The organism is Streptomyces sp. NPDC014991, assembly GCF_043080665.1.
GTDB lineage: Bacteria > Actinomycetota > Actinomycetes > Streptomycetales > Streptomycetaceae > Streptomyces.
This window is the reverse complement of sequence record NZ_JBIBVY010000006.1, coordinates 143709-159422: the sequence shown is the minus strand read 5'-3', so window position 1 is coordinate 159422 and position 15714 is coordinate 143709. Positions and strand designations below refer to the sequence as shown.

Annotated in this window: 14 protein-coding genes; 3 read left to right on the top strand and 11 right to left on the bottom strand. The window is 70.7% G+C overall.

Annotated elements, in window-relative coordinates; all coding sequences use genetic code 11:
- Positions 1 to 38: 38 nt before the first annotated feature.
- The 6 genes from ACF1BE_RS12705 to ACF1BE_RS12680 all read right to left on the bottom strand — a co-directional run bounded on the left by ACF1BE_RS12705 (position 39) and on the right by ACF1BE_RS12680 (position 6160).
- Positions 39 to 527, bottom strand: a complete 489-nt coding sequence (locus ACF1BE_RS12705; protein WP_392199005.1) for a hypothetical protein — start codon at positions 525 to 527, stop codon at positions 39 to 41.
- Between the two features lie 19 nt (positions 528 to 546).
- Positions 547 to 2238, bottom strand: coding sequence for an RNase A-like domain-containing protein (locus ACF1BE_RS12700; RefSeq protein ID WP_392199004.1), 1692 nt, complete (start codon positions 2236 to 2238; stop codon positions 547 to 549).
- Positions 2238 to 2549 carry a WXG100 family type VII secretion target gene (locus ACF1BE_RS12695; protein WP_392199138.1) on the bottom strand — a complete coding sequence of 104 codons (312 nt, stop codon included), beginning with the start codon at positions 2547 to 2549 and terminating at the stop codon, positions 2238 to 2240. The genes ACF1BE_RS12700 and ACF1BE_RS12695 overlap by 1 nt, the downstream gene beginning before the upstream one ends.
- A gap of 59 nt (positions 2550 to 2608) precedes the next feature.
- On the bottom strand, positions 2609 to 3034 hold the full coding sequence (locus ACF1BE_RS12690; protein WP_392199003.1) for a WXG100 family type VII secretion target: 426 nt from the start codon (positions 3032 to 3034) through the stop codon (positions 2609 to 2611).
- Between the two features lie 206 nt (positions 3035 to 3240).
- Positions 3241 to 5445: an MMPL family transporter gene (locus ACF1BE_RS12685; RefSeq protein ID WP_392199002.1), complete on the bottom strand. Its 2205-nt coding sequence runs from the start codon at positions 5443 to 5445 to the stop codon at positions 3241 to 3243.
- 112 nt (positions 5446 to 5557) lie between these two features.
- The gene (locus ACF1BE_RS12680; RefSeq protein WP_392199001.1) at positions 5558 to 6160 is read right to left on the bottom strand and encodes a TetR/AcrR family transcriptional regulator; all 603 of its coding nucleotides are present in this window, start codon (positions 6158 to 6160) and stop codon (positions 5558 to 5560) included.
- Positions 6161 to 6342: 182 nt separating this feature from the next.
- Between ACF1BE_RS12680 and ACF1BE_RS12675 the strand changes: the two genes are divergently transcribed.
- The gene (locus ACF1BE_RS12675) at positions 6343 to 9624 is read left to right on the top strand and encodes a S41 family peptidase (protein ID WP_392199000.1); all 3282 of its coding nucleotides are present in this window, start codon (positions 6343 to 6345) and stop codon (positions 9622 to 9624) included.
- A gap of 85 nt (positions 9625 to 9709) precedes the next feature.
- Here ACF1BE_RS12675 and ACF1BE_RS12670 read toward each other — a convergent pair whose 3' ends face one another.
- The 4 genes from ACF1BE_RS12670 to ACF1BE_RS12655 form a co-directional block, all read right to left on the bottom strand.
- A complete protein-coding gene (locus tag ACF1BE_RS12670) occupies positions 9710 to 9937 on the bottom strand; it encodes a hypothetical protein (protein WP_392198999.1) in 228 nt (75 codons plus the stop codon).
- 88 nt (positions 9938 to 10025) lie between these two features.
- The gene (locus tag ACF1BE_RS12665) at positions 10026 to 10910 is read right to left on the bottom strand and encodes an SDR family oxidoreductase (protein ID WP_392198998.1); all 885 of its coding nucleotides are present in this window, start codon (positions 10908 to 10910) and stop codon (positions 10026 to 10028) included.
- Positions 10907 to 11887 (bottom strand): alpha/beta fold hydrolase, encoded by a 981-nt coding sequence (locus tag ACF1BE_RS12660; protein WP_392198997.1) that lies wholly within the window; start codon positions 11885 to 11887, stop codon positions 10907 to 10909. Before ACF1BE_RS12660 ends, ACF1BE_RS12665 begins: the two co-directional genes overlap by 4 nt.
- Entirely contained in the window at positions 11884 to 13410 is a 1527-nt protein-coding gene (locus ACF1BE_RS12655) for a flavin-containing monooxygenase (RefSeq protein WP_392198996.1), read from the bottom strand. Before ACF1BE_RS12655 ends, ACF1BE_RS12660 begins: the two co-directional genes overlap by 4 nt.
- A gap of 132 nt (positions 13411 to 13542) precedes the next feature.
- On the opposite strand from ACF1BE_RS12655, the gene ACF1BE_RS12650 reads away from it, so the two are divergent.
- Positions 13543 to 14247: a MerR family transcriptional regulator gene (locus tag ACF1BE_RS12650; protein WP_392198995.1), complete on the top strand. Its 705-nt coding sequence runs from the start codon at positions 13543 to 13545 to the stop codon at positions 14245 to 14247.
- Between the two features lie 5 nt (positions 14248 to 14252).
- Here ACF1BE_RS12650 and ACF1BE_RS12645 read toward each other — a convergent pair whose 3' ends face one another.
- A complete protein-coding gene (locus ACF1BE_RS12645) occupies positions 14253 to 15056 on the bottom strand; it encodes an exodeoxyribonuclease III (protein ID WP_392198994.1) in 804 nt (267 codons plus the stop codon).
- 81 nt (positions 15057 to 15137) lie between these two features.
- Here ACF1BE_RS12645 and ACF1BE_RS12640 point away from each other — a divergent pair, with 81 nt between their 5' ends.
- Entirely contained in the window at positions 15138 to 15614 is a 477-nt protein-coding gene (locus tag ACF1BE_RS12640) for a GNAT family N-acetyltransferase (RefSeq protein ID WP_392198993.1), read from the top strand.
- Positions 15615 to 15714: the final 100 nt, after the last annotated feature.

Sequence of the window (15714 nt, the reverse complement as noted above, 5' to 3'; positions counted from 1 at the left end):
GGGAGCTTTGAGGGCGGCGGTCGGGTGATTGCGAACAGCTAGTCATCCTCGAAACGCCAGAGAACCAGGACGTTCTCGTCCGACACCCCGACCAGACAGATGTCAATGGTGGTCGCGGCGAGAACGTTGGCGTGAAAGGACGAGGCCAGGAAGTCACCCTCCTCACCGTCTTCCGCATGCCCGTGGTTGGTGAAGAAACGTGCGCCGTTCCCCACGGCCCGCAAGAGCTCCCGGAGACAGGCGTCGCGTTCGTCATCCGGTGCGCGAAGGGATACACAAGGGCCGTACAGAAGAGATCCAACCGAGATCAGCCCGGCCAGCTCGACGGCCTGGCCGGGTGAGACCTCCAGGAGACTGTCCCGCAACTCCTGGCGGTCGACCTGCCGGAGTACGGGATTCCCCTGAATCACTTCCATCACCGTGTCGCGCCAGTCCGCGCCACCTCGGGCCACGAGCGCGACAAAGGCCTGGCGTTCGTCAAAACGCCCCCGTGCGCACGGCGGCAGGTCTGCCTTCCTTATCGTCACAGGTCCTCCCCTGGTGTTCTCACGGAAGTCTGGGCATGGACGTGTAGACCACGTAGGGTGGGTGAAGCCCGTTCTTGTACTTGAGTACGACTTCCACCGAATGCGCATCCCGTGCCGCACCCGCTCTCGGGTCCGCAGACGTAATGGTACGCCCGGTCACAGAATTGAACTCCACCGGATCCAACTTCAGAATGGAATTATCGGCGCGCGGCCTCGAGAGCCATTTCCTGATTTTTGCCGGGTTGTCCACACCTTCGTTCTGCCGGTTCGAGTTAACCGACGAGCCCACATATTCCACCGTGTCTTGTGTGTACTTCTGCGCGCCCGCCAGATCGGTGAAGCTGGAAGCAGCAGGAATTGACGACTGATCCCTGAGTCGCTGCGCCAACTGCTCGTCGGTCTTGCCCACATGCTTATCGATGACGTGGCTGCCGTGAATTCCCTCTTGATTCGCCAGGTCGATCGGGTAGACGTGGCTGGCCTCACTGTCGCCAGACACGGTGTACAGCGGGTTTCCTTTGAAGTCGGTCAGGGCCCGCGCACCGAACGCCTCGGCTCTGGCGGATTCCGCATGGAACGTCGGCGCACTCGTATAAGCCTCGTCCAGCGCCGACATCAGATCCTTGATGCCTCGTGCCTGACGATGGACCCGGTTGTCGTAGGTGGCGACGGCGTCGTTCATGGCGCCTTCGTCGATGTTGAGGACGATACCGACCGACACGTCCGCCACCAGGCCCTTGCCCACGTGCCACAGCCCTTTGACCAGGCTCTTGGCGTCCGTGACGTCCAATTCTCGCGGATCGAGCTGCTTGATGCTGTCCAGCACGGCCTGTCGATAGATCCGGTGCAGGTCGTCACGAACGTCTTCCGCCGCCTGGGCCACGTTGTACACGGCATCGACCATGGCATCACAGGTGTCGAACAGGACGGCGAAGACCGGGTGGCTGGTGCCTTTCTTGCGCGCGCCGTCGTTCGCCCAGTCGTAACCGTCTCGGGTCTTCCCCCAGGCGGACGTGCCCCACAGCGTGCTGCAGAACTGCCGCATGGCGTCGTACCACTCCTGGTTGGACTGGTCGGTGATGCCGCCGATGAAGCTGGTCAGCATCCCGTCCACCATGCCGAGCGTGGTCTGCGGCATCCTCCAGGTCTCAGAGACCTTGTACAGCTGGAGGTGATTGGGCAGCGGGAGGATCTTCGCCGCCTTGCCCCAACGGCACTCGTGTTCCAGCAGAGGACGCAGGATGGCGAGAACTACTGCCTCCAGCCCTTCCAGGGCCTTTTGCGCGAAGTCTTGGCCGGCGTCGAAGTCCCCCCACTTGAAATCGGTGACCGGCCCGTACGCGGGTGGTGTGTCGATCACATGCGGAAGGGGGCGCAGCGGCGCACCTGTTGATGAAGGGTGCGTGGCGGCGTCAGCCGCGGCGTAGTTGTTGGCAGTGCTGGTGAATCCGACGCCGGCGCCACCGACGCTCACCACGGCCTTGGCCCACACCTCGAGAAATCGATTGGCGACTCTCACGTAGGTCTGGGTGAAGTCCTTCATGGCCGAGCCGTTGCCGCCGCCGTCGGGGTACCGTGCCAACTCGTCGACAAACGCCTTGATGCCCCGGTCGAGAGGGTCCTGTTGGCCCGCCACGTTCGAGGAGACCTGGTAGAGGACCGATGGCGTCACATCGATCGCGCCGTGCCCGGGGGCCGCCGGGGTGGCCATCAGGCGGCTCCCCAGCCACGCAGGACCGCTTTGTGCGCTGCCGCGTAATTGGCGTGGCCGGTGGTGACGTATTGGTGCAGCCACTTCTGTGCCGCCTGAAGGTCCTGCGCAGAGCGGTCCCACTCGTCGAGCTTCTCGACGAAGACCTCGCGGGCTTCGCCCTTCCAGGACAGGACGACCGGTTCGACGCGTTCATAGAGGTCGTCCAGCTTGCCGTTGAGCTGTTTGAGGATGTCTTCCAGCTCGGCGGCCAGTTCATGCAGCGTGGCGAACGAGACAGAGATGTGGTCGCCGTCGGCACCGGACGACATGATTTCCCCCTTGGAGTCGGTGACCGGGTTCACGAGGCCGGCGTGTGGCGCTGCGAACGTCAGAAACCGTCCAGGTTGCTGCGCGGGCGAGCCACACCGTCGGCCGCTCCCGCATCCTGCGTGGAGAGCTTGTCGACTTCGCTGTCGACATCCACGTGGATCCGACGCATCTGTTCGAGCACACGCAGATCGTCGGCGCTGAAGCCGTCACGGCTCATCCGAACGGCTTCCTCCAGGCCCTTAACCACTTCCCGGATACGGACGGCGTCGCCCGCGGCAGCACGATGGAACTCCCGGTAGGCCGTTGCCGCCGGTCCCCGCCAGCCGGCCTCGATACGGTCGACGAGTTCGTCCATGCGTTTGATCTGTTTGTCGAGGTGGTCCTGCATCTCGCCGAGGTCGCCGGCGAGCTTGGTCAGGCCCTCGGACGACACCCGCAGGTCGGGAGCGCCGTTCTCACTCGTGCTTGTGCCTGGTGCCCCCATGCCGTATCCCCCACCAAGTCGGCATCTCGCCCTCAACTGACCGCAGAATCATACGAAAGACTCGCTGAGCGGAGGTGCGGGGCTGTCGGCAACTGGACCCGTACGACGCGGGCAGTAGCCCGGACAGAGGCGGGACAACAGAAGGCCGGTGAGGGTGCTGTCCCGTTGTCGTGGGCACCCTCACCGGCCGTTTCCGCCGCGGTACGTCAGGCGCGTACCAGCTCCTTCTCCGCGTCGGGGTCGGCGGCGCCGCGCAGCCCCTCGCCCTCGACGTCGACGTTGGGCAGCGCGCGGTCGAGCCACTTCGGCAGCCACCAGGCCCGCCGGCCGAGGAGGGCCAGGACGGCCGGGACTATGGCCATGCGGACGACGAACGCGTCGAAGAAGACGGCGATCGCGAGGCCGAAGCCGATCATCTTGACCATGGCCTCGCTGGAGCCGATGAAGCCGGAGAAGACGGCGATCATGATGACGGCGGCGGCGGTCACGACGCGCGCGCCGTGCCGGAAGCCCGTCACCACGGCCTGGCCGGGGCTCTCGCCGTGGACGTACGCCTCCCGCATGCGGGTCACGAGGAACACCTCGTAGTCCATGGCGAGCCCGAAGACGACACCCACCATGAATATCGGCATCATCGACATGACCGGGCCGGTCTGCTCGACGTTCATCAGGCCGGACAGCCAGCCCCACTGGAAGACGGCGACGACGGCGCCGAGGGCGGCGAGTACCGACAGCAGGAAGCCGAGGGCCGCCTTCAGCGGGACCAGCACCGAGCGGAACACCACGATCAGCAGGAGGAAGGCCAGGCCGACGACCAGGGCGAGGTAGGGCAGCAGGGCGTCGTTGAGCTTCTGGGAGACGTCGATGTTCATCGCCGTCGAGCCGGTGACGAGGACCGTGGAGTCGGTGTCCCGCGCGATGTCCGTGCCCTTGTCACGGATGGCGTGCACCAGTTCCTCGGTCGTCGCGGAGGACGGCTTGGAGTCGGGTACGACGGTGATGGTCGCGGTGTCGCCGGTCTTGTTGGGCGCCGCCGGCGTGACCGTGACGACGTCCTTCAGGCCCTTGATCTCGTCGCCGACCTCGGTGAAGGCGGCCTTGGGGTCGGCGCTGCCCTTGGCGTCGACGACAACCATCAGCGGGCCGTTGAAGCCGGGGCCGAAGCCCTCGGACAGCAGGTCGTAGGCGCGGCGCTGGGTGGTGGAGGTGGGCTGGGAGCCGTCGTCGGGCAGACCCAGCTCCAGGGAGGTGGCCGGCAGGGCCGCCGCGCCGAGTCCGACCACGCCGAGCAGCAGGACGGCGACCGGCCGGCGGACGACGAAGCGGGCCCAGCGGGTGCCCATGTTGGGGCGGCCGGGGTTCTTCGGGGCCCGGCCGCCGCCGAGCAGCCTGCTCTTCTCACCGGTCGGCTTGACCTTGCGGCCGGCGTAGCCGAGCAGCGCGGGGATCAGCGTGAGGGCGATCAGGACGGCGATGGCGACGGTGCCCGCCGCGGCGACACCCATCTTCGTGAGCATGGGGATGTCGACGACGGACAGGCCGACCAGGGCGATGACGACGGTCAGGCCGGCGAAGACCACCGCGGAGCCCGCGGTCCCGACGGCGCGGCCGGCGGCCTCCTCGCGTTCGCGGCCCTCGGCGAGTTCGGCGCGGTAGCGGGAGACGATGAACAGGGCGTAGTCGATGCCGACCGCGAGGCCGATCATCGTCGCCAGGGTGGAGGTGGTGGAGCCGAGGTCCAGGGTGCTGGCGAGCGCGGTGATCGAGGAGACGCCGATGCCGACGCCGATGAGCGCGGTCAGCAGGGGCAGCCCGGCGGCGAGCAGGGAGCCGAAGGTGATGACGAGGACGACGGCGGCGATCGCGATGCCGATGACCTCGCTGGAGCCGGTCTCGGGTGTCGCGTTCAGCGCGTCGCCGCCGACCTCGACGGTCAGTCCGGCGTCCCGCGCGTGCTGGGCGGCGGCCTTGAGAGCGTCCAGGGAGGAGTCCTGGAGTTCCATGCCGGAGACCTTGTACTTCACCGAGGCGTAGGCGACGGTGCCGTTCCTGCTGACGGCGTGGCCGCGGTACGGGTCGGCGACGGAGGCGACCTCGGAGCCGCTTCCCAGCTCCTTGACGGTCTTCTCGACGGTCGCCTTGGTGCCGGCGTCCGTCATCTTCCCGCCGTCGTGGGCCTTGAAGACGACCCGGGCGGTGGCGCCGTCGGCGCTCATGCCGGGAAAGCGCTGTTCCAGCAGGTCGAAGGCCTTCTGGGCCTCCGTGCCGGGGATGGAGAAGGAGGTGTTGCCGGCCGCCGGCGCGGAGGCGGCGCCCACCCCCGCGAGGGTGAGCAGGGCGACCCACAGTAGGGCGACGAAGTGGCGTCGCCGGAAGGCGAGCCGGCCGAGTTTGTAGAGGAACGTGGCCACGGAGGCGTACTCCCGGTCAGGTCGTGGATTCAGCTGGGCAGGGGCGATCAGCCCGACGACGTGAGCGGTGACGTCAGAGGGAGGCTGGTTTCAGGCTGGTTCGAGGGGAGTGTCAGTCGGTCTGCACGCCGAGGGCGGGGAGGACCACGGCGTCGATGTACGAGGTGAGGAAGGCCTGGGTGGGCGGCTGGTCGTCCAGCAGGGCCCGGGTGGCGAAGCCGCCGACCATCATGTGCAGCAGGAACTCGATCGCCGGGCAGTCCGGGCGGACCTCGCCCCGGTCGATCGCGCGTTGCAGCACCTGCCGGAACCCGCCTATCTCGGGGTCGACCATCTGGTCCCGGAAGGCCTCGCGCAGATCGTCGTTGTGGTGCATCGCCATGGCGACGCCCCGCATCAGCGCGGAGTTCCGCTCCATGGTGCAGTCGTCCTCCAGCGCCACGAGGGCGTGCAGGTCGCCGCGGAGGGAACCGGTGTCGATGTCCTCCGCGTGGGCCCGCTTGCCGTGCCGCAGTGCCTTGACGACCAGCTGGGCCTTGCCGCCCCACTGGCGGTAGAGCGTGGCCTTGCTGGACCGGGTGCGGGCGGCCACGGCGTCCATGGTGAGGGCGTCGTAGCCGACCTCCCGGAGCAGGTCGAGCACGGCCTCGTACAGCTCGGCCTCGCGCTCGGGGGTGATCCGGCTGCGACGCGCCGTCGGGACGACTTCGGTCATGCCTGTCACCTTCCCCGCTTCCGGGACTTTCGTCGTCGTACTCACATGAAGATACCCCGCCCACAAGCGAAACGAAACTGTTTCGTACGTGTACTGGGTCACGAAGGTGAAGGACCCGTAAGGACCCGGCCCGCACGGGCTCACGAGTTGCTGGCGCCGTGGGACCGGAAAAGCATGGGGAGGTGAGCTATCTGCGCTGTCCCCACCTCAGCGGCGACCTGCTGTGTTTCGTGGCCGAGGACGACCTCTGGCTGGCCCCCCTCGACACCCCGGACCGCGCATGGCGGGTCACCGTGGACCGCACCAAGACCGGGCCCCCGCGCTTCTCGCCCGACGGCCTGCACATCGCGTACACGAGCTGGCGCAGCCTCGCCCCCGAGATCCACCTGGTCGCCGTCGACGGCGGGCCCGCGCGGCAGCTGACGTACTGGGGCAGCGCCGACACCCAGGTGTGCGGCTGGACGCCTCCCGACCCGGACGGCACCACCGGCATCCTGGCCGTCGCCTCCCACGGTCAGCCCTTCTCGCACTTCACCTGGGCCTACAAGGTCCCCGCCGACGGCGATCCGGGCGGACGGCTGCCCTGGGGGCCGGTCGCCGACATCCAGGCCGCCGACCTCGCCGGCGAGCGCAGGACACTGCTGCTCACCGGCACCCCGCCGCACGAACCGGCCGCCTGGAAGCGGTACCGCGGCGGCGCCATGGGCCGGCTGTGGCTGCACGGGCAGCGGCTCCTGCCGGACCTCGGCGGCCATCTGTCCTCCCCCGTGTTCGTCGCCGGCCGGATCGCCTTCCTCTCCGACCACGAGGGCGTCGGCAACCTCTACTCCTGCGCCTACGACGGCACCGACCTGCGCCGCCACACCGACCACGACACCTTCTACGCCCGGCACGCCGCCGGCGACGGCAACCGCGTGGTCTACCAGTGCGCGGGCGACCTGTGGCTGGTGGACGACTTCTCCCCCGACGGCGTACCGCGCCGGCTCGACGTCCGGCTCGCCGGACCGCGCACCGGCCGCCGCCGCCACCAGGTGCCGGCCGCGCAGGAGATCGACGGCATCTCCGTGGACGAGACCGGCCGGGCCAGTGCCGTCGTCGTCCGCGGCAGCCTGTACTGGCTCACCCACCGCGACGGCCCCGCCCGCACCATCACCGACACGCCCGGCGTCCGGGTACGACTGCCGGAGATGCTGGGCTCCACCGGGCAGGTCGCCTACGTCACCGACGCCGAGGGCGAGGACGCCGTCGAGATCGCCCACCTGCCCCGCGCGACCGGCGACCGCCCACCGCGCCGGCTCGCCTCCGGTGCGCTGGGCCGCGTCCGGGAGCTGGTCTGTGACCCGCGGGGGGAACGGCTGGCCGTCGCCTCGCACGACGGGCGGCTGCTGCTGATCGGCGTGCCGGAGACCGAGGAAGACGGAGAGGGCGGTGATCCGGGTGGGCGGGTGACCGAGCTGGTGCGGTCCGGGAACGGGCCCGTCCACGACCTCGCCTTCTCCCCCGACGGCTCCTGGCTCACCTGGTCCCACCCCGGCATCGGCCGCACCCTGCGCCAGATCAAGCTGGCCCGGATCAAGGACCGGCTCATCGTGGACGTGACCAACGGCCGCTTCGAGGACGAGAACCCGGTGTTCACCCGCGACGGCCGCTACCTCGCCTTCCTCTCCTGGCGCGGCTTCGACCCGGTGTACGACGTCCACACCGGCGACCTGTCCTTCCCGCTCGGCTGCCGCCCGTACCTCGTCCCGCTCTCCTCGGCGACCCCCTCCCCCTTCGCCCTGAACCCCGAGGGCCGCCCCGCCGCCGGCGGACTCGACCCGCCGGCGGACGACGAGGACACCGGCGAGGCCGGCACGGTGACGGTCGAGGTGGAGGGGCTGGAGAGCCGGGTCACGCCGTTCCCGGTCATCGCCTCCAAGTACTCCGCGCTGTACCCGGTCGCCGGCGGCGGCCTGGTCTGGCTGCGCTGGCCGATCTCCGGCGCGCTCGGCGAGACCTTCGCCAGCCCGGACGACACCACCGGCCGCCCGACCCTCGAACACTTCGGCATCGGCAAGGCGAAGAAGTCCGAACTCGTCGGCCACCTCGACTGGTTCGCCGTCAGCGGCGACGGCACCCGGCTGGTCGTCGTCGACGAGGGCGACCTGCGGGCCGTGCCGTCGACCGAGACCGGCGACAGCGACACGACCGTCTGGATCGACTCCCGCCGCATCCTGCACGAGGCCGACCCGCCCGCCGAATGGCGCCAGGCCTACGACGAGGCGGGACGCCTGACCCGCGCCTACTTCTGGGACCCGGGCATGTGCGGCATCGACTGGGACGCGGTGCTCGCCCAGTACCGACCCCTCGTCGAACGGGTCGCCTCCCCCGACGAGTTCGCGGACCTGCTCCGCGAGGTCCTCGGCGAACTCGGCACCTCCCACGCCTACGTCACCGCCGCCCGCCGCAACGAGGGCCCGGCCCACTACCAGCGCCGGCAGGGCCTCCTCGGCGCCAACCTCGTCCGCCGCGACGGCCGCTGGCTGCTCAAGCGCGTCCTGCCCGGTGACTCCTCCGACTCCAAGGCCCGCTCACCGCTGGCCGGCACGGGCATCCGCGAGGGCGCCGTCCTCACCCACATCGACGGCCGACCGGTCGACCCGGTCACCGGCCCCTACCCGCTGCTCGCCGGCTCCGGCGGTACGACCGTGGAGCTGACGTTCACCCCCGCCGAGGGCGAGGCCGGGCGGGCACGGCGCGTCGCCGTCGTCCCGCTCGTCGACGAACGCCCGCTGCGCTACCAGGACTGGGTGGCCAAACGCCGCCAGGTCGTCCGGGAGCTGAGCGACGGCAAGTGCGGCTACCTGCACATCCCGGACATGGGCGGCTCCGGCTGGGCCCAGTTCAACCGCGACCTGCGCATGGAGGTCTCCCGGCCCGCGCTGATCGTGGACGTGCGCGGCAACGCGGGCGGGCACATCAGCGAACTCGTCATCGAGAAACTGACCCGGAAGATCCTGGGCTGGGACCTGACCCGGGACGCGCAACCGGTGTCGTACACCTCGAACGCCCCCCGGGGCCCGGTGGTTGCCCTGGCCGACGAGGCGACCTCGTCCGACGGCGACATGATCACGGCGGCCTTCAAGGTGCTGGGGCTCGGCCCGGTGGTCGGCCAGCGCACCTGGGGCGGGGTCGTCGGCATGACCGGCCGGCACCGGCTGGGCGACGGCACGGTCATCACCGTCCCGATGAACGCGGCCTGGTTCGACGCCTACGGCTGGTCCGTCGAGAACCACGGCGTCGCCCCGGACCTGGACATCACGCGCACACCGCTGGACTGGGCGGAGGGCCGCCACGCCCAGCTGGCCGACGCCGTCCGGCTGGCCCTGGACCTCCTGGAGGCCGGCCCCGCGGCGGCACCACCGGGCTACCGCGACGTCCCGGACAGGTCCCGCCCGAAACTGCCCCCGAGGAGGCCCTCCTGACGGGCCCTCCCCCGCACACCGGCGCGGGGCACCCTTCGGGAAGAAGGGCACCCCACGTCGGTCCGGCCGGAGCCGGGCGCGGCGACTAGGCGTCGTAGTCCTGGTCGAAGCGGTCCTCCACCTGCTGCTCCGTGTCCTCGATGTCACGGTGGTTCCGGCCGCTCCGCTCGGGCTGCTGGCCCTGGCGGTTCTGGCGGCCCTGGCGGTCCTGCTGACCGCGCTGGCCGGCCTTCTCGCGGGCCTGGCCCATCTTCTCCTCGGCCTGCTCGGGCCGCCGGCCCGACTTCTCCTGGAACTGGTCCTTCATACCCATGTGGGTTCACTCCCGTAGTGGGTGGGGAATCGGCCCCTTGGTGGGGCCTCGACCAGATTCACACGGGCGAACACGGTGTGCATGTCGATCAGTTACGCTGCGTGGTCCGCGCTGTCTCGTCGGCCGCCCCACCTGCGCCGACGAGTCCTGAGCGCATGCCCTGGAGCCGGGGTCCGAACCGCTTCATCTCGCGCTGTCCGACCGTCCCGATGAGCGCCGGGAGGTAGCCGCGCACGCCCTGCATGCCGCGCAGCCACCACTGTCCGTACACGTGCGCCGAGCGCCGCTCGATCCCGGCGACGAGCCGGTCCACCGCGGGACCCAGCGGGTACGTCTTGTTCGACGGCCACGGCAGCCGCTGCCGCAGCTCCCGCATGACGTCGTCCTGGTCGGCGCCGCGCACCATGTCGGTGTCGGTCCAGGACAGGTAGGCGACCCCGACGCGCACGCCCTGGTGGCCGACCTCGGCGCGCAGACTGTGCGCGTACGCCTCCACACCCGACTTGGACGCGCAGTACGCCGACATCATCGGTGCCGGCGTGATCGCGGCGAGCGAGGCGATCTGGAGCAGATAGCCGCGGCTCTCGGCCAGCACCGGCAGGAACGCCCGCGCGGTCACCGCCGACCCGATCAGGTTCACCTCGATCACCCGCCGCCACGCCTGCGGATCGGAGTCGGCGAACGGACCGCCGGTCGCCACACCGGCGTTGGCGACCACGACGTCGACCTTCCCGAAGCGTTCCTTCACCTCCCGCGCGACCCGGCTCATCGCCTCGTGATCGGTGACATCGGCGTACCAGTGGGCGCTCTCGCTGTGCAGCCGCGTGGAGACCTCCTTGAGCATCTCCTCCTCCAGCCCGACGAGCGCGACCTTCGCCCCGCGCGCGGACAGCTTGCGCGCCAGCAGCTCACCGACGCCGCGCGCCGCTCCCGTGACGACCGCGACCTGCCCTTCGAGGCTGACCCTGCTCATGCGCCCTCCTTGAGCTGCTGCGCGGGTGCGGCAGGGGAACCTGCCGGAGACTGCGGGGAGTCGGTCCCCGTGACGTACGTGCCGACCAGTTCCCGGATACGGCCGGTCACCGGCCCGGGTGCCTCGATCGGGGTCATGTGGCCGATGCCGGGCAGCTCGGTGAGGCCGACGCAGTGCGGCAGCGCGGCGACCAGCGCCCGGGCGTGCGCCGGGGGCGTGAGCCGGTCGGACGTGCCGTGCAGGACGGCTGCGGGCACACGCAACTCCCGTACGCCGTGGTCGAGGTCGAGCGTGCCCAGCACCCCGGACCAGGCGTGGCGCACGGCCCGCGGACAGCCGTGCACGACGTACGCGCACGCCTCCACCATGTGCCGGGCCGAACCGGCGCCCATCGTCGCGTACTTGAGGATGCGCAGGGCGAGGGGCGTGACCGGTCCGAGGGGCGCCCGCGAGCCGAGGACGCGCCCGGTGATCCAGGTACGCACCCGTCCGGCGCGCATCGGCACCACGCGCGACTCGGCGATCAGCCGCGAACTCCCCGTGCTGCACAGCAGGACGGCGGCGGCGTGTTCGCGGAAGCGGGGACGCCCGGCGGCGGCCATCACCGTCATGCCGCCCATGGAGTGGCCGACGACCAGAGCCTTCTCACCGCGGGCGAGTGTCCGCGCGAGCACCGCTTCGAGGTCGTCCGCCAGCGCGTCGGTGGTGCACGCGGGGCTCGACGGACTGCGCCCGTGGCCCCTCTGGTCGTAGGCGATCACCCGGTGGTCGGCCGCCAGGTCCCGTATCTGGGCCGCCCAGAACGCCGTCGAGCAGGTCCAGCCGTGGGAGAGGACGACCGGGGGCGCGTCCTGCGGGCCGTGCACCTCGACGTGCAGACGCGCGCCGTCGGCGGACGTGACGGTGAGGGTGCGGGAGGGGGCGGGCGGGGCGTACGGGCCGGAGGTCACGGAGGTGACGGGGGTGCGCCGGCTCATGCGGCGGCCTCGCTCTGCCGGGTCCCGTCGGCGTGCGCCGGCGCGGACCGTCCGGCGGCGCGGACGACCTCGTACTCCGCGAGGTCCACCCGCCGGGTCGCGCGCCGGAACTCGGTCGTCGTACCGGGCCAGATGGTGGTGTTGCGGCCGCTCGCGTCCTGGTACCAGCTGGTGCAGCCGCCGGTGTTCCACACGGTCCGCTTCATGCGCTCCTGCACCCGGTGGTTCCAGGCGTCGACGGCGGCGGGCCGGGCGTCGAGGGCGGCGCCGTCGCCCAGGACCTCGAGCTGGCGCAGGTAGTCGGCCAGGTAGTTCAGCTGGGACTCGATCATCAGGATCATGGAGGAGTTCCCGAGGCCGGTGTTGGGCCCGATGACCGTCATGAAGTTCGGGAACCCGGCCGCCGCGGCGCCGCGCAGCGCCCGCATGCCGCTCTTCCAGGACTCGGCGAGCGTGCTGCCGTCGGCGCCGACCACGCGCTCGGCGATGGGCATGTCCGTGACGTGGAAGCCCGTACCGAAGATGATCGCGTCGACCTCGGCCTCGGTGCCGTCGGCCCCGACGACCGTCGACCCGCGGACCTCGCTGAGCCCGCTGGCGACGACGTCCACGTTGGGCCGGGCGAGCGCCGGATAGTACGTGCTGGAGAGCAGGATCCGTTTGCAGCCGATGCGGTAGTCGGGAGTGAGCCTGGCGCGCAGAGCAGGGTCCTTGACGGCGCGGGCCATGTTGCGCTTGGCGAGCTGTTCGACGAGGCCGAGTTCGTCGGGGCGCTTGGTGAACGCCTGGACCTGTAGCTCGCGGATGCCCCACAGCAGCCCGCGCCGGACCTGGGCGGTGAGGGGCAGCCGCCGGTGCAGCCAGCGCTCGGCGCCGCTGATGGCCCGGTCGACGCGGGGCAGCACCCACGGCGGGGTGCGCTGGAAGAGGGTGAGCCGGCCGACCTGCGGCTGGATGGCGGGCACGATCTGGATGGCGGAGGCGCCGGTGCCGACCATGGCGACCCGCTTGCCGCGCAGGTCGTAGTCGTGGTCCCAGCGGGCGGAGTGGAACACCTTGCCCGGGAAGGACTCCAGTCCCGGGATCCGCGGGATCTTCGGGTCGGACAGGGGCCCGGTGGCGGAGACGACGACGTCGGCGGTCAGCGTGCCGCGGGTGGTCTCGACGGTCCACCGCAGTTTCTCGTCGTCCCAGGTCATCAGCTTGACCTCGGAGCCCAGACGCAGGTGCGGACGCAGTCCGAACAGGTCGGTGACGTGCTCCAGGTAGGCGCGGATGTGCTGCTGCCCGGAGAAGGTGCGCGGCCAGTCGGGGTGCGGCGCGAAGGAGAAGGAGTACAGGTGGGAGGGCACGTCGCAGGCGCACCCGGGGTAACTGTTGTCCCGCCAGGTGCCACCGACGCTGTCGGCCCGTTCCAGGACGACGAAGTCGGTGATCCCTTCGCGGCGCAGCCGCACGGCGGCTCCGAGGCCGCCGAAGCCGGACCCGATCACCGCCACCCGTACATGCTCGTGCTCGGCCATCCCGAAGCCTCCACGCATCACCTAGGAACTCTGCCAGTGAACACTGGCGCAATGGGACTGTAGAGCAGCTCCGTACCGAGCGGTAGGGGGCGGAGGAAGGAAGTTACCGGCGGTACGCCATAGGCTGCGGTCGTGGCAGAGGACGCGGAGCACTTCGAGGACGACCCCCGGGCGGCACACCCGCCGGCGCCGCGCGAGTACCGCACGGAGGAACTGGCCCGGCTGGCCGGCATCACCGTGCGCACCCTGCGCTTCTACCGCGAGCGCAAACTGCTGCCGCCACCCCGCCGCGAGGGCCGCATCGCCTGGTACGACGACCACCACCTGGCCCGGCTGCGCACCATCGCGGCCCTGCTGGAGCGCGGCCACACCCTGACCGGCATCGCGGAGCTGGCCGAGGCCTTCGACCACGGACGGGACGTCGCCGACCTGCTCGGCGTCGGCACGCCCAGCGAGGAGGAACCGGTCCGCCTCACCCCCGAGGAACTCGCCGCCCGCTTCGAGGGCGAGGTCACCCCCGACAATCTCGCCGCCGCCATGGAACTGGGCTACCTCGGCACCGACGGCGACGAGATCGTCCACATCAGCCGGCGCCTGCTCGACGTCTCCTCCGCGCTGGTCCGCGAGGGCATACCGCTCGCCGAGGTCCTGGCGGCCGGCGCCCGCGTCCGCGAACACGCCGACACCCTGGCCGCCCTCTTCACCGACCTGATCCTGCGCCACGCCCCCGAGGAGGACCTCCACCGTCTGCGCCCCCTGGCCCGCAGCGTCGTGGAGGCAGAACTGTCCCTGGCCCTGGACCGCCGCATGGACAAGGGCGGCCAGGGGCACCCGTAGGTCCGCTACAGGTCGTACACGACGGTGACCGGCGCGTGGTCCGACCACCGCTCGGCATGCGTGGCCGCGCGCTCGACGAAACCCTTGACCGCCCGGCCGGCGAGCCCGGGCGTGGCGACGTGGTAGTCGATGCGCCATCCCGCATCGTTGTCGAAAGCCCGCCCCCGGTACGACCACCACGTGTACGGGCCCTCGGTGTCGGGGTGGAGGGTGCGGACGACGTCGGCGTAGCCGCCGTCCGTCGGTTCGAGGACCCGGCCCAGCCAGGCCCGCTCCTCGGGCAGGAAGCCCGAGTTCTTCGTGTTGCCGCGCCAGTTCCTCAGGTCGGCCTGCTGGTGGGCGATGTTCCAGTCGCCGCAGACCAGCACCTCGCGCCCGTCGGCGGCGGCCCGCTCGCGCAGGTCTCTCAGGTGGGTGAGGAACTCGTCCATGAAGCGGACCTTCTCGTCCTGCCGTTCGGTGCCGGCCTCGCCGGAGGGCAGGTAGAGGGAGGCGACGGTGACGCCGGGCAGGTCGGCCTCGACGTAGCGGCCTCCGCCGTCGAACTCGGCCGAGCCGAAGCCGACCCGGACCCGGTCGGGTTCGCGGCGCGTGTAGAGGGAGACGCCCGCGCGGCCCTTGGCGGCGGCCGGGGCGTGGGTGACGTACCAGCCGTCGGGGCGGCGGACCTCCTCGGGCAGCTGGTGCGGCTCGGCGCGGACCTCCTGGAGGCAGACGACGTCCGCCTCGGTCCCGGCGAGCCACTCGACGAAGCCCTTCTTCGCGGCGGCCCGCAGTCCATTCACGTTCACGGAGGTCACAGTCAGCACCCGGGCACCCTACCGGCACACTGGTCGGGGTCCGCACGACCGGACCCCTGCCCGCCACCGCATAGAAGTACGATATCCAGAATGATTATACGTCGCGTTCGGTTCGATCACCCCGACGCCACCAAGCTCAACGACGAGGTCCAGGCCGAGTACCACCTGCGCTACGGCGACGGAGGCGACGCCACGGCCCTCGACCCCGCCGACTTCGACCCGCCCCGGGGCCTGTACCTGATCGCGTACGACGAGCAGGACCGCCCCGTGGCCACCGGCGGCTGGCGCAGCCAGGACCGCAACGAGGAGGGCAACGAGGACGGCGACGCCGAACTCAAGCGCATGTACGTCGTCGAGGACATGCGGGGCCGGGGCCTGGCCCGCCGCATCCTCGCGGACCTGGAGGAGGACGCCCGCGCGGCCGGCCGGCTCCGCATGGTCCTGGAGACGGGCACGAAGCAGCCCGAGGCGATCGCCCTGTACACCTCCAGCGGCTACGAACCGTGCGTGAAGTTCGGCTACTACCGCCACTACGAGGACAGCCGCTGCTACGCCAAGCGGCTCTGAACCGACGCACCGGGTCCCGCCCCGCCACCGCTTCCCCGGCGGCGCGGACCTGGCCACGCAGGATGCCCGTGAACGACGAAGATCCCGACCGATCGCGATG

Coding starts and splice junctions, on each gene's coding strand:
- ACF1BE_RS12700 (WP_392199004.1), bottom strand. CDS start 2,238: ATGGCCACCCCGGCGGCCCCCGGGCACGGCGCGATCGATGTGACGCCA.
- ACF1BE_RS12695 (WP_392199138.1), bottom strand. CDS start 2,549: ATGTCGTCCGGTGCCGACGGCGACCACATCTCTGTCTCGTTCGCCACG.
- ACF1BE_RS12690 (WP_392199003.1), bottom strand. CDS start 3,034: ATGGGGGCACCAGGCACAAGCACGAGTGAGAACGGCGCTCCCGACCTG.
- ACF1BE_RS12680 (WP_392199001.1), bottom strand. CDS start 6,160: ATGACCGAAGTCGTCCCGACGGCGCGTCGCAGCCGGATCACCCCCGAG.
- ACF1BE_RS12670 (WP_392198999.1), bottom strand. CDS start 9,937: ATGGGTATGAAGGACCAGTTCCAGGAGAAGTCGGGCCGGCGGCCCGAG.
- ACF1BE_RS12665 (WP_392198998.1), bottom strand. CDS start 10,910: ATGAGCAGGGTCAGCCTCGAAGGGCAGGTCGCGGTCGTCACGGGAGCG.
- ACF1BE_RS12660 (WP_392198997.1), bottom strand. CDS start 11,887: ATGAGCCGGCGCACCCCCGTCACCTCCGTGACCTCCGGCCCGTACGCC.
- ACF1BE_RS12655 (WP_392198996.1), bottom strand. CDS start 13,410: ATGGCCGAGCACGAGCATGTACGGGTGGCGGTGATCGGGTCCGGCTTC.
- ACF1BE_RS12640 (WP_392198993.1), top strand. CDS start 15,138: ATGATTATACGTCGCGTTCGGTTCGATCACCCCGACGCCACCAAGCTC.